This window comes from Paenibacillus sp. FSL F4-0125 (assembly GCF_038008565.1).
Taxonomy (GTDB): domain Bacteria; phylum Bacillota; class Bacilli; order Paenibacillales; family Paenibacillaceae; genus Paenibacillus_AQ.
In genome coordinates this window covers 1,118,919-1,131,224 of sequence record NZ_JBBOZJ010000001.1, presented here as the reverse complement: position 1 = coordinate 1,131,224, position 12,306 = coordinate 1,118,919, and the positions used below count along the sequence as shown (strand labels likewise).

General features: G+C 46.1%; 14 protein-coding genes and 1 other annotated feature (1 of these 15 cut by a window edge). Of the genes, 3 read left to right on the top strand and 11 right to left on the bottom strand.

The genetic code is table 11. The annotated features are described in order from the left end of the window. Window positions 1-65: a binding site (T-box leader), on the bottom strand; it reaches 218 nt to the left of the window's first position. A 389-nt stretch (window positions 66-454) separates the two neighbouring features. The 6 genes from tsaD to NST74_RS04935 form a co-directional block, all read right to left on the bottom strand. Then, on the bottom strand, window positions 455-1,504 hold the full coding sequence (gene tsaD, locus NST74_RS04960) for a tRNA (adenosine(37)-N6)-threonylcarbamoyltransferase complex transferase subunit TsaD (RefSeq protein WP_341110732.1): 1,050 nt from the start codon (window positions 1,502-1,504) through the stop codon (window positions 455-457). Then, window positions 1,501-2,025 (bottom strand): ribosomal protein S18-alanine N-acetyltransferase, encoded by a 525-nt coding sequence (gene rimI, locus NST74_RS04955; RefSeq protein WP_341110729.1) that lies wholly within the window; start codon window positions 2,023-2,025, stop codon window positions 1,501-1,503. Before rimI ends, tsaD begins: the two co-directional genes overlap by 4 nt. Continuing rightward, on the bottom strand, window positions 2,022-2,855 hold the full coding sequence (gene tsaB, locus NST74_RS04950) for a tRNA (adenosine(37)-N6)-threonylcarbamoyltransferase complex dimerization subunit type 1 TsaB (protein ID WP_341110728.1): 834 nt from the start codon (window positions 2,853-2,855) through the stop codon (window positions 2,022-2,024). The genes rimI and tsaB overlap by 4 nt, the downstream gene beginning before the upstream one ends. Before the next feature lie 5 nt (window positions 2,856-2,860). Beyond that, window positions 2,861-3,343 carry a tRNA (adenosine(37)-N6)-threonylcarbamoyltransferase complex ATPase subunit type 1 TsaE gene (tsaE, locus tag NST74_RS04945; RefSeq protein ID WP_445668126.1) on the bottom strand — a complete coding sequence of 161 codons (483 nt, stop codon included), beginning with the start codon at window positions 3,341-3,343 and terminating at the stop codon, window positions 2,861-2,863. Window positions 3,344-3,555: 212 nt separating this feature from the next. Beyond that, window positions 3,556-3,741 carry an H-type small acid-soluble spore protein gene (locus NST74_RS04940; protein ID WP_042131867.1) on the bottom strand — a complete coding sequence of 62 codons (186 nt, stop codon included), beginning with the start codon at window positions 3,739-3,741 and terminating at the stop codon, window positions 3,556-3,558. 31 nt (window positions 3,742-3,772) lie between these two features. After that, window positions 3,773-3,943: a hypothetical protein gene (locus tag NST74_RS04935; RefSeq protein ID WP_156114724.1), complete on the bottom strand. Its 171-nt coding sequence runs from the start codon at window positions 3,941-3,943 to the stop codon at window positions 3,773-3,775. Between the two features lie 140 nt (window positions 3,944-4,083). On the opposite strand from NST74_RS04935, the gene ku reads away from it, so the two are divergent. Together ku and NST74_RS04925 are read left to right on the top strand one after the other, a co-directional pair. After that, window positions 4,084-5,052 carry a non-homologous end joining protein Ku gene (gene ku / locus NST74_RS04930; protein ID WP_341110726.1) on the top strand — a complete coding sequence of 323 codons (969 nt, stop codon included), beginning with the start codon at window positions 4,084-4,086 and terminating at the stop codon, window positions 5,050-5,052. 12 nt (window positions 5,053-5,064) lie between these two features. Continuing rightward, on the top strand, window positions 5,065-6,012 hold the full coding sequence (locus tag NST74_RS04925; protein WP_341110724.1) for an ATP-dependent DNA ligase: 948 nt from the start codon (window positions 5,065-5,067) through the stop codon (window positions 6,010-6,012). A gap of 47 nt (window positions 6,013-6,059) precedes the next feature. Here NST74_RS04925 and NST74_RS04920 read toward each other — a convergent pair whose 3' ends face one another. The 4 genes from NST74_RS04920 to NST74_RS04905 all read right to left on the bottom strand — a co-directional run bounded on the left by NST74_RS04920 (window position 6,060) and on the right by NST74_RS04905 (window position 10,087). Then, window positions 6,060-6,863 carry a hypothetical protein gene (locus NST74_RS04920; protein WP_341110723.1) on the bottom strand — a complete coding sequence of 268 codons (804 nt, stop codon included), beginning with the start codon at window positions 6,861-6,863 and terminating at the stop codon, window positions 6,060-6,062. 29 nt (window positions 6,864-6,892) lie between these two features. After that, on the bottom strand, window positions 6,893-7,705 hold the full coding sequence (locus tag NST74_RS04915; protein WP_341110720.1) for a hypothetical protein: 813 nt from the start codon (window positions 7,703-7,705) through the stop codon (window positions 6,893-6,895). 655 nt (window positions 7,706-8,360) lie between these two features. After that, on the bottom strand, window positions 8,361-9,545 hold the full coding sequence (locus NST74_RS04910) for a hypothetical protein (protein WP_341110717.1): 1,185 nt from the start codon (window positions 9,543-9,545) through the stop codon (window positions 8,361-8,363). Then, window positions 9,509-10,087: an RNA polymerase sigma factor gene (locus tag NST74_RS04905; protein WP_052414466.1), complete on the bottom strand. Its 579-nt coding sequence runs from the start codon at window positions 10,085-10,087 to the stop codon at window positions 9,509-9,511. The genes NST74_RS04910 and NST74_RS04905 overlap by 37 nt, the downstream gene beginning before the upstream one ends. Before the next feature lie 154 nt (window positions 10,088-10,241). Here NST74_RS04905 and ligD point away from each other — a divergent pair, with 154 nt between their 5' ends. Next, window positions 10,242-11,126, top strand: coding sequence for a non-homologous end-joining DNA ligase (ligD, locus tag NST74_RS04900; RefSeq protein WP_341110715.1), 885 nt, complete (start codon window positions 10,242-10,244; stop codon window positions 11,124-11,126). 217 nt (window positions 11,127-11,343) lie between these two features. Here ligD and NST74_RS04895 read toward each other — a convergent pair whose 3' ends face one another. Next, window positions 11,344-12,183, bottom strand: a complete 840-nt coding sequence (locus NST74_RS04895; RefSeq protein WP_231574223.1) for a YitT family protein — start codon at window positions 12,181-12,183, stop codon at window positions 11,344-11,346. Window positions 12,184-12,306 lie beyond the last annotated feature (123 nt).

Sequence of the window (12,306 nt, the reverse complement as noted above, 5' to 3'; positions counted from 1 at the left end):
CGTCGCACCACCCCGCAGCTCTCTGTTCACCATCATTCCCTACTACTCCCGTTCTTAGCGTGTGTTATATACATTACTCACTACTCAAAATCCATACAAAAAAGCCTGCCATCTCATTCAAGAGACGACAGGCTGTTAACCTTCGCGGTACCACTCTTGTTGATGCTCTGTATCGGTTAAATTACTGCCGATTCCAATTGAACATCCACTCTACGGTCCAGTATGTTAGATACTCGACCACCCTTTCACGGAGGTTACCCGTAAACAGTGTACGAACGTTCCGGCGACAATTGCCGGCAATGTTTCCACCGCTCCGCTCCTAGACGAGTTCAGGTCTCCTTCGACTGCGTCGCACCTACCCGCAGCTCTCTTATCCCAGAGTATCCTTACTACTTCTGCTCATCGCGTTTCCTTGTATAATTGAACTGATTATACTCGCTAGCTCCAAATGATGTCAATAGGCGGATACAGACCATTGTTCCAGTGAGAACCCAGGGTCTGCAACCATATCCAGCGGCGTACCGCCATCATGCTGCCACTTTACGTATGCAGCCGCTCCAATCATCGCTGCATTATCTGTGCAGTATACCGGAGGTGGAATAATTAGCTCGATGCCTTCCGCTTCACAGCGCGAGATCAATGCCGAGCGGAGTCCAGCATTAGCAGCAACACCTCCACACAGCAATAACTGCTTGGAGCTAGTAGCTTTAACAGCACGTACTGCTTTTTCCACCAGCACCTCAACCACAGATTCTTGGAACCCGCGGGCAATACCCGCCACATCCGGCGTGAGACCTTTCATCTTACTCTGATTCACAACGTTCAGCACAGCCGACTTTAGGCCACTGAAGCTGAAATCATATGAATCCGGCTCAAGCCATACTCTTGGCAACGTTACAACCTCCGTCGCTTCTCGTGCAAGACGGTCTACATGAGGTCCGCCAGGATAAGGGAATCCCAGTGCCCGTGCCACTTTATCATAAGCTTCGCCTACCGCATCATCACGGGTGCGTCCGATAATTCGAAACTGACCCTCCTGCTCCATATGAACCAGTTCAGTATGTCCGCCGGATACCACTAGTGTCATGCAGGGATACTGCAACTCTGCCACTAAACGGTTAGCATAAATATGTCCTGCAATATGATGAGTGCCAATCAGCGGCTTGCCCCATGCGAGAGCAAGACTCTTGGCTGCTACTACCCCGACAAGTAAAGCCCCCACCAAACCTGGGCCTTGCGTAACTGCCACCGCCGACAATTGATCTGGTGTAACCCCTGCTGTAGCGAGTGCTTCCTCTATCACCAGCGTAATCACTTCCACATGCTTACGGGAAGCTACTTCTGGTACCACGCCCCCGAAGGCGCGATGCGTCTCAATCTGACTCGAGATAATGTTGGATAACACTTCAGAGCCATCTTTGACCACAGCGACCGACGTTTCATCACAACTCGTCTCAATAGCAAGTATAAGTACAGGCTGAGCTGCGCCCGTTTCTGTCTTCATTTTAATTCCACGCTTCCTTCCATGTTGCCATGCTCCTCGTACTCTGGCAGATCCGCCCACATAATGAGCGCATCCTCGCGATTATCGGAGTAATATCCTTTGCGTGTGCCGGCAGAACGAAAGCCCTTTTTACGATATAAATTCTGTGCTACCTCATTCGATACCCGTACTTCAAGCGTAATCGATTTCATCCCCACATAAGACGCCGTCTTCATAAGCTCTTCGAGCAGGCGTTCGCCCCATTTACGTCCACGATAGGCTTCGAGCAAGGCTATATTCGTCACATGCGCCTCATCCACGATGGCCCACATACCGGCATAACCGATAATATGACCTGCCAGCTCCATAACCATATATTTTGCAAAATGATTATGTGTCAGCTCGTTTCGAAAAGCTTCCTCTGTCCAAGGCATCGTGAAGGCTTCCCGTTCAATGATAAGAATGTCAGGAATATCCTCCAACTTCATCAAACGAAAAACAAGTTCAGCCTCCTGAACTCCCATTGATTCCGCTTCCGTCATTGTTTCTTTAAGCCTCCTTCTCTGCTTAACCGCAGATTGGCCTCCGCTTCTGAAATCTGAGTATAGTTAGGGATCAAACTATGGATATCATCATTCTCTACCAGAATCCGCGCTTCTCCAAGAAATCCTGTCCAGCGGCCTTCCATTTCATAAGGAACTGCAATAGAAGCACCAAGATCCTTCAATGGACGAAGCGATTCCTCACTGCCATGCACAGCAGTCTCCCCAACAAACCAAAGAACAGCGGGCTTTTTACCCTCAACTGACGCCTGTTCTAAACGTTCAGCTAAATAATCCACCCAGTCTGCCATCAGACGGATGGCATCAGGTTCAAGACGGCTAGGAGCGTTATTTCCCTCAGCTGTGAAAAGTCCGGTGTATACCTGTCCTCGACGTGCATCCATCAGTGGAATGATCCAATCAGGTCCGAAGCCACTGTTCTCATTAGCTTGTCCTAACTCTTCTTGCGTCTTATTCTTGAGGGCTGTTTGATATCCGCCCCATGCCACTGCGTGTAGACTCGAAATGCCAACTACCGGGACATTCCATGCCCATGCCAGCGTTTTGGCTGCAGTAACTGCGATACGTGTTCCCGTATACGATCCAGGACCCACACCTACAGAAATCCCTCCCAGCATTGCAGCAGTAGTTCCCGTAGCTTGCAGCGCCTGCTCTATGATCGGCAGTAAATGTACTGAATGATTCCGTTCTCCAGAAGCATTAATTTCATGCAGTAGTTCCCCATTCTCTGTAACTGCCACGCCTAATACTGCAGTTGATGTATCCAGCGCTAAAAGCCGCTTGCGCGGCTCTGTATTCTGATTCGTCATCTTCCTTAACCCCACTTCTGGATCAGCTTCCGGCAAAGCTCACCATACGGCTCCCCAATTCCGGTCACCGTAATCATTCTTTCATCCGGCCCGACTGTTTCCATGTATATGTGCATATGCCGCGGCGGCATTAAATCCGTAATAATACTGCTCCATTCCACCAAGCAGACGCCTTGCCCGTAGAAATACTCATCTAGTCCAAGCTCGTCCGCTTCCTGAAGCGAAATCCGATATACATCCATATGATATAGCGGTAGACGGCCCTCATACTCTTTAATAATTGTAAAAGTAGGACTGTTTACGACCCCCTTTACACCGAGATGCCGAGCGTACCCTTGCGAGAATGCCGTTTTTCCTGCGCCCAGATCGCCATCCAAACCTATAACCATCCCAGGCGACGAAGCAGTAGCTAGCGCAGCTGCAAGCAACTCTGTATCCTGGAGGCTGTATGAACGGTAAGTGAACACCGTTTCGTCTGTATTGTCCAACTACAACTACCACCTTTTAATATATACCTGCCAAAAACCATTACATTTAATTATATCGGTATGCTCCATCCACCGCAACAACTGTCCCTGTTCAATCTTACATGTCAGTATGCTTACAATAGAAAAAGAGACCTTTACGCAAAAATAAGCATAAAGAGTCTCTTTTATACAGGTTTGATTCCGCTTATTCACACACTCTGAGTAGTCATTCGTTAATGCTCTTGCTCCTCTAACCGTTCCACGCCTACTGTATGCGTATTGGTTGGTCTTGAGCCTACTTGCACCGTAGCCATTCCGTTCTGTGCATCCACATGCTCAATCCATACAGGTTCTCCATCCAAATGTACACTTACCGTCTCTTTTGAAGCATAAATATCCTGTGCTCGTTTGACGTCCACCACTGTTCTCCTCCTTTATTGTTCTCAAAGTTTACGATTCTAAGGGTGATGTATCTTCGATCGTTCGCTCTGCATCCAGCTTCTCCGAATCGGATACCTGACTAGCCTCCGGGGGAGCAATTATGCTGTCCCAATCCACTACTGTTGCCGGTATATCCTGCTCGCTCAGCGCATCGCTCCAATCATTACCTCTTGGTTCCATCCCTTTGTATTCTCCTCCTCAGCTTTAAAGGCCTGATTTTATATTTTCCCATGCTTCTCAAAAAATGCACCCGGCTAGAAAAGCCTTTCCTGCCTCATACTAACCCAAAGCAGAATAACTTAGATCAGGAGGCGTTACTCATGCATACCGTTTGGAAAGGAGCCATCAGCTTCGGGCTAGTGCATGTTCCGGTTAAAATGTTCTCCGCTACAGAAGACAAGGACATTTCTCTGCGTTATATCCATAAGGAATGCGGCAGCCCACTGTCGTATGTACGTAAATGTCCGGTGTGTGACAAAGAGGTGGCTTGGGAAGAAATCGGCAAGGGTTATGAGTATGAAAAAGGAAAATTCGTTCTCTTCGACAAGGAGGAACTGGATCAATTAACTGACGAAAGCAGCAAAAGCATTACCATTCTCGACTTTGTTGACCTGACGGAGATCGATCCCATTTATTTTCAAAAAACCTATTACTTATCTCCGGATCAGGCTGGGACAAATGCCTATCGCCTTCTTATGGAGGCCATGCGTCAAACTGGTAAAATTGGCATCGCCAAAATATCGATTCGTTCAAAAAGCAGTCTTGCTGCTATACGTGTGCTGGAGGATTGCCTCGCCATCGAGACTATTTTTTATCCTGATGAAGTGCGACCGGTCTCGCAAGTGCCTGGCCTGCCCGAAGCAGGGACGGTGAATGATAAAGAGCTGGATATGGCCAAGCTGCTCATTTCACAGCTATCCACGCCTTTTGATCCGGCAAAATATACCGATGATTATCGCCAGCGCATGCTTGATCTAATCTCACATAAGATTGCAGGCGAGGAATTTCATATCGCTCCCGCTAAACAGGAGAGCAATGTGATTGATCTAATGGCTGCATTGCAGGCCAGTATTCAGGCTGTTCAGCATATCCCTACAGATCCTGGACCTTCCCTAGCAGGTACCAAGAAGACCAAGACTAAAGCGGCTCCGGCTGCCAAAAGAAAAACTTCCAAGACTAAGACAGCAGCTGAGCCTGCCGATCAGCAAAACGAAGCTTCCAGACCGATTCCAGTCATCGCCCCAAAACCGAAACGCCGCAGTCCAAAAAGCAAAACCACCGTATCGTAGGAGGCTCTGCCCATGAAGCTTCAGCCCATTATTCCTTTTGAACCCATACTGGCTGAGCAGCTTCCAGCAGGCAACCAGTGGATTGCACAAATTAAATGGGATGGCGTGCGCATGTTGTCCTATTCCGATGGAAGTACTGCTCAGCTAATTAACAGACGTGGCAATTACCGTACCACGCAATATCCTGAGCTTACTGATGCAGCTGCTTACTGCAAGGCTGATTCCGTTATTCTTGATGGTGAGATCATTGCACTCAAGGACGGCAAGCCCTCATTCCACGAGGTAATGCGGAGGGACAGTTTAAAGAATGGTTCCACGATTTCCGTCGTTAGGCATCAGGTTCCTGTCATTTATATGATTTTTGATATTCTGTTCTACAATGGTCAATCGACAATGGATCAACCTTTATTCTCGCGGCAGCAGCTACTAAGCGATATTCTGCTGCCACATCCCCATGTTCAGGCCGTACCCAGTTATACTGATCCCACAGAATTATTCGCGGCTGCTCAGAGTCAGAGCTTGGAGGGTATCGTCTGCAAGGACATCAACAGTACTTATGCTCCAGGTGGAAAAGATAAGCGCTGGCAGAAACGCAAAATCATTTCGGATATTACGGCAGTAGCCGGGGGTGTAACCTTCCGTGACGGCATCGTCAATGCGCTCCTTCTTGGGCTGTATGATGATAAAGGGAATTTGCATTATATCGGACATGCCGGGCCAGGCAAATTGACTGTACAGGATAAACGCGACTTAACTGCAGAAGTACAGCATTTAAAAATAGATCAAATGCCCTTTACAGCTGATCCCCAGCGAGGGAAGGGTGCTTTTTGGATAAAACCGAAGCTTGTCTTCAAAGTTCATTTTTTGGAATGGAATACCTCAGGCACTCTTCGTCAGCCGGTTACTCAAGCGAGAGTAGATCTTCCTCCCGAATCATGTACCATGGAACAAAAAGGATAAACTCTTTCCAAAAAAACGTCCTCCCGAATTTATCGAGAGGACGTTTCTTATTGCGCTGTAAGAGTCGTCACAATAGCCTCCAGCTCTGCTTTAGTCTGCGCAGTATTTTTCGTATTCGTCAGCGTATAATCAATACTCCCATCCGCACTGGACCATACAAGCTGAACTTTTAGATCTCCATGGTGAGGACCAAACACCGTGTAGACTGCTTCAACCCCGTTGATGGTCAAATTTTCATCCTGGTCACTAGGCAGCTGCGCTAAAGTAACCCCTTCCGGAAGCGTATATGCTGGAGCTGATTTTAAATTTAATCTCTCCCCATTTCGCAGATAAGTGATAGAGGTTTCTGTATCATTCCACTTAAAGCTTTGTGAAATCACTTTTTTACCAGCAGCTTGTGCTTTAGCTTTTACCTGATCTCTGAGGGCTTTATACTCTGCACTGAAAAACTTCGGAAGCACTGGATTTAAAACGACATCCTGCAGCTTATAATCCTCCGGGAGTGAGGCTGGTATCAAGAGTGACTTTCCGCTTAATGAGGATAACTTCTGCGCAGCTTCATTTGTAGAACTGAATCTGTACGGCATATATCTTATACTCAAGGTTTCATCTGGATTAGATTTCTTGTCGTTTACATAAAGGACTTTAACTTCGCCCGCTTTTAAGGGAACTATATTTTCTTTGGCAATCAAAGCTTCAATCGTTGGCGATACCATCGTGTTCTGTTCAATGGGTGCAGTAGCTTTGCTTTTATTATTACTCCCTGAAGGCACTGCGCCTGCCGTTCCACTAACCGCGCTCATTAACACTAGCAGGCTCAAACCCGTGATGGCCGCACTTTTTTTAATCATCTTTATAATATCCTCCTTTAACTTCTTGGTTATTTGATCATGCTTTTAGCTACAGCCAACATTTCATTTGTCGTCAGCTTACTGACCCGATTGTCTGAAAGGGTATATTGTATCGCGCCTGATTTATCCAGCCACACTAGCTTAGTGTTGAAGCTTGCATCTTTAGCCGAATCGGTTGTAAGAATTACTTTCCTCCCGTTGACCGTCAGTTCTTTCTTAGTTTCCGAAGCTCGTACAAAAGGCACAGCTCCTTCGGGGAGTTTGGCGGGCGGCACTCCAGTTACAATGCTAAAACTGGCTTTTCCTTTGGCATACAGCTGCATAGACAAGTTCGTTTGGCTCCAACTGATGATCTTGCTAAACAACTGTTTGTTGGGGTCACCTGCCGCCGCTACCTTTAGTTCCTGCTCTAATTGTAAATACAGCTCTGAATCGTTTGCTACAGACGGTGGATAAATGATGGCTGTCGCCAGAGCGAAGCCCTTAGGAAGATTTCCGGGCTGTGGAGTAGCCGGGCCCTTCAACGCTTTGAATTTAGCAGCAAAGGATTTGTAGTCTTTAAAAACAAATCCTTTGCCAGAGAAGCTGATCGTATCCTGAGGGTTGGAGACTTTATCACGTACGTAGTAGGCCAAGTACGTACCTTCCTTCAATCCCGCAACCAGGGTCTGCAGTTCCTTCTGGAGCTTCTGATCGGTTGGTACTGCAGTCAGCTGTCCAGAGGCAGCTGCGACCGAAATGGACAAGCCAGACGCCCCCCCACTCACAACTACTCCTGTTCCTAACAAGGTTGCTGCGGAGAGCACGATCAGTGTTTTTTTGAGTTCATCATTTAGCTTCAATTTCTAAATCACCTCCTTCTAATTACACTTCTATAACACTCCAGCATGAGAAAAAGGGACATTTCCTTACAAAAAAAAGGCCGCCCCAAGCAACCATCATGGCTTTTGGGACAGCCTCTTTTTTTGTTCTTAACATTACAAGTGACGCGCCAAGGGATGCAATATGTGAAGCACCTATAGAGTAATTGGGGAATTTCTCCCTAAAATTCAGAGATTTCTGTTCATCGGACTTATAATTAGGGAAAACTTCCCTGAAATTTGGCCTATTCGGCAACGAATAAAGAAATTTCTATGATTATTAGGGAGGAATTCCCTGATTTCGTTCATTTAGAGCGAATATCGGTTATTTTTAGGGAGTTTTTCCCTAATTAATTTAAAGGATTCTATACATTGCATAAACACAGAACGTATCGCCCATAGTCCACCGTCACATATACCACTAAATCCACAAATCATCTACTGCAGGCCGCAAGTAAATCACACATAGCACATCGCCCACCGCCCCAACCAGTAGCATAGAACACTACGCGTGGCATATTGTCACATGGCACAGTAAAATCCATTACTTTTCCTATTCCATAAAAAAGCTGCCTCCCAAGTAGATTTCACTACTTTTGAGACAGCTTCTGATATTGTACGGATAGAACAACAGTAGCTAGCGAATAAAACTTTTAGCAATCACTTGCCATTGTTCACGGGTTAAACTCTCATTCAGTCCATCATTTAGACTACGAATCGTCTGGCTGGCTTCATCATACCAATACAAAAGATTCCGGGAAGACCAAGTCTGCTCCCCCTTCTCTGTACTCGCTGCGATAAAAACTGCTTCTTTACCAGTACCTGTCATAGACCATTTTTCGGCAGTCTGACCTTCCAAGATAGACACTTGCGATATACCACCCATATAGGCGCTCTGATTTAAGGATAGTTCAATTGTTTGATCCCCCTTATGGTAGGTAACCTCAGCACTCTCTATGGCATTCACAGCTATCTTCTCTATAAATAGCTTTTGGCCTGTTTTATCGACCTTTGCTTTTTTTTGAAATTGTTCAAGCATTTCTTTATATTCCTTGTCTATCGGCCAGTAAGGAGGAGCAGCTTTAAAAGTGGCGTACTCAAATTCATAACCATTAGCGAGTATGGAAGGCAGCTCGGGCCAGAAATCCCCAGTCCCTTTTAATTTTTTTACGAAATCTTGATGATTAGAATACACCGGAGAACTGAAAGCGAACTGCAATTGATTTCCATAGCCTAAACCTTTGGCCAACTTAGTAAACTCAGTATCATTCACATAATAAGCAGCCATTTCTCCAGCATTCAAGTGAGCAAGCACCTGCTCTTTATAAGTCGCCAATAAACTCAGATACTTCTCTATCGCAGGAGAGGTCGAAGGAATAGGGGTATTATAGTGCACCGTCTGTACAATAGCTTTCCCTCCGCTGTTCACTAGCGTAATAGCTCCATCCGGAGGTTGCGTGATATCAATTGTAGACTGGCTACCATGTTCCGTTAAATCTCCAAGTCCAGACAGCTGAAGGGCACCAAATCCGATCATCCCCAGCAATACAACTGCGGAGACCCCTGAGAGAAGTCTTTTTCTAAATTTAGATGGATGCGGGAGTATCTTCGCTTGCTTCTGCATAACGGGATCTCCCGTTTCTGAGAATGACTCCCGTTCGGCTCTGAGATTTGTCATTTCTCCGCCCATCGTTTTCTGTTGATCATGAATTGCCATTACCCGATTCATAACTGCTGCCTTTACATCTAGTTTGTCGCAGTTCCCCAATGCGTCCATTTTCTTTATCATTTTCTCTTCAACACAGCTTCGTTGCCCCACCATTCCGTTCCCCCTTTCTGAGCATTCATCGTTTTGCCAAGCTTCGCAATCGTACGCCTGTATTTCTTCTTCACAGCATCCGTATTCTTATCGAGGATCTCCGCAATTTCCGGGAAGCTCTGTTCCTCAAAGATTCGCAGCACTAACAAGTTTCGCTCCTCTGTCTTCAGCTTCGCGAGGGCAAAAGTCAGATGTTCGTTAAATATGTAACGGTCCATCAACTGTTCCGGGCTTTCTGCAGGCGGATCTGGTTGAAAAAGCGCCATAAGTCTCAAATGTCTTTGACGTTTGCGGATCAGGCTGAGGCAATGATGATAGGCAATTTTATATAACCAGGAAGAAAAGCTCGCGATGGGACGATACGTGCCTATATGCTGATATGCCTTCACCAGAATATCCTGCACCGCATCCTCCGCTTCCGTGCGGCTCCCAAGCAGCCGGCTGCAATAGCGGTAAATCGGTTTTTGAAAAGCTTCGACGATAAGGGCATAGGACTCTACCTCGCCTGCCTGTACCCGAACGACGGTGTGTTCTATCCCGTCCAAAATCAGCAAACTCCCCTTTCACATAACCGTATAACCTTATAACCTTATAACTCTTATGATCATCCAAAAGGGACACTTTGGAAATATTTTTTTCATGAAAAGAAACAGACTGGCACATAATACCCTCATTCCTATAACAGAAAGGAGTTTCCGGATGCCAGCAGCCATCAAAGGCACAATTACCGTAGACGGCCAAGAGATAACCATCACCAACCCAGAGAAGCTGCTATGGCCGGATTGCGGAATTACAAAACGGATCTATCTGGAAAAGCTCGCCGCCCTCTCTCCCTATCTGCTGCGCTATTGCCGTGATCGGCTGCTTACCGTTATTCGTTATCCGCACGGTGTCTCGGGAATGTCCTTTTATCAGAAAAATGCCCCTGATCCTCTGCCGGCCTTTGTCCAGACCGCTATTCACGAGAATATTAATTATATCAAGCTGCAAGGTTTAGCTGAGCTGATCTGGCTGGGTAATCTGGCTGCTCTGGAGTTTCACCCTTCTTTGCATTATGTAGGCAGCGAGCTGCCTTGTGAGTGGATGATTGATCTAGACCCGTCACGTGAAGTCGAGCCCCGGATCATGGAAGCAACTGCAATCGTAGGGAAGGTCTTAACCTCCCTTGGTTTATCTTCTGTGCCCAAAACCTCCGGCGCTACGGGAGTGCAGATCATAGTCCCTATCGAGACCGGCGTTACTTTTGACGGATTGCGAAAAATCGGACACTTTGTCGGTCGTTATGTCACCGAGAAGCACCCCAATTTATTCACCTTGGAGCGACTGAAGAAAAATCGCGGAGATAAAATCTATTTTGACTACCTCCAGCATTACAGTGGCAAAACATTAGCTGCACCTTATACACCACGCGCTAGGCCGCTCGCTACTGTATCCACACCATTGCTCTGGGAGGAGGTTCGGCAGAACGTATCCCCTACTGATTTTCATTTGCTCAATATTGAGGAACGCTTGCAACGTATGGGAGATCTTCTGGAAAAAGTGCCGCCGCAGCCTGTTAGGCAGCTCATCGCTAAGCTTCCATAGGGGAAAACCCCACAAATAATAAACCCCAAAAACAGCAATAAGCCCGCAGCATCAATTCACGCTACGGGCTTATCAGGCGTCCCACTCAAGGACAGAAGGTATATTGTATAAGAATACGGCATATCGAGTCTTGTTCACCGTATTTATTGCTCCATTATTCGTAAAAATACCTTCTTTCAGATAATAATACTAAAGTGCCAAGCTAACATAATTTAAACTAATGAATTGCTTTCTTCTTGAAGCGGCCGCCTTTAACATCATGAATGTTACCTATTGCGATGAATGCACCTGAATCCCAATCCTCAACAATGGATTTAAGCTTAGCTTCTTCCAAACGGGTGATAACCACAAAGATCACTTTCTTGTTCTCCCCGGAAAATCCGCCTTCTCCATCTAAATAAGTAACACCACGTCCAAGACGCTCCGTCAAAGCTTCACCGATATCCCGGAATTTGTCACTGATAATCCATACCGATTTCGACTGATCGAGACCCTCAAGTGTAATGTCAATTACCTTGAATGCAATGTAATAAGCAATTAGTGAGAACATCGCATTATTCCAACCGAACACAAATCCAGCTCCGGATAAGATGAACAGGTTGAAGAACATAACAACTTCACCTACAGAGAAGGGAAGCTTCTTCGCTACTAGAATAGCAACAATTTCTGTACCGTCTAAAGATCCGCCAAAACGTACAACTAACCCTACACCAACACCAAGAATAATACCGCCAAACACGGCAGCAAGCATGGGCTCAACCGTAAAGGCACTCACATGATGCAACAATGAAGTCCCAATAGACATAAGTATGATTGCATATAAGGTAGATAAAGCAAAGGTCTTACCGATTTGCTTATAACCAATTAACAAGAACGGAAGGTTTAACAGCGTCAATAAAATCCCCAGAGGAATATCGAAAAGATATGATAAAATAATGGAGATACCTGTAATTCCACCATCAATCATTTCATTCGGTACGAGGAATATTTCTAGTGCAACAGCCATCATTGCTGCCCCGATGGATAACATGATCATTCGCTGGGCGAACTTAGCCATTTTATGTGTTCCGGTCTTCTGGAGTTTGCTCTGTTCCTCGTTGGCAATCATTTGTGGACTCACATTCATAGAACTCCCCCTACAATTTAACAGTATAGTTTTGAAACATTCGGAAGTATAATT

What these genes read in the sequence shown, in the direction of transcription:
- tsaB (WP_341110728.1), bottom strand. Translation starts at nt 2,855, where the DNA reads ATGACGAATCAGAATACAGAGCCGCGCAAGCGGCTTTTAGCGCTGGAT.
- NST74_RS04920 (WP_341110723.1), bottom strand. Translation starts at nt 6,863, where the DNA reads ATGATTAAAAAAAGTGCGGCCATCACGGGTTTGAGCCTGCTAGTGTTA.
- ligD (WP_341110715.1), top strand. Translation starts at nt 10,242, where the DNA reads ATGCCAGCAGCCATCAAAGGCACAATTACCGTAGACGGCCAAGAGATA.
- NST74_RS04895 (WP_231574223.1), bottom strand. Translation starts at nt 12,183, where the DNA reads ATGGCTAAGTTCGCCCAGCGAATGATCATGTTATCCATCGGGGCAGCA.
- NST74_RS04935 (WP_156114724.1), bottom strand. Translation starts at nt 3,943, where the DNA reads ATGGAACCAAGAGGTAATGATTGGAGCGATGCGCTGAGCGAGCAGGAT.
- rimI (WP_341110729.1), bottom strand. Translation starts at nt 2,025, where the DNA reads ATGACGGAAGCGGAATCAATGGGAGTTCAGGAGGCTGAACTTGTTTTT.
- tsaD (WP_341110732.1), bottom strand. Translation starts at nt 1,504, where the DNA reads ATGAAGACAGAAACGGGCGCAGCTCAGCCTGTACTTATACTTGCTATT.
- ku (WP_341110726.1), top strand. Translation starts at nt 4,084, where the DNA reads ATGCATACCGTTTGGAAAGGAGCCATCAGCTTCGGGCTAGTGCATGTT.
- NST74_RS04910 (WP_341110717.1), bottom strand. Translation starts at nt 9,545, where the DNA reads ATGGTGGGGCAACGAAGCTGTGTTGAAGAGAAAATGATAAAGAAAATG.
- NST74_RS04925 (WP_341110724.1), top strand. Translation starts at nt 5,065, where the DNA reads ATGAAGCTTCAGCCCATTATTCCTTTTGAACCCATACTGGCTGAGCAG.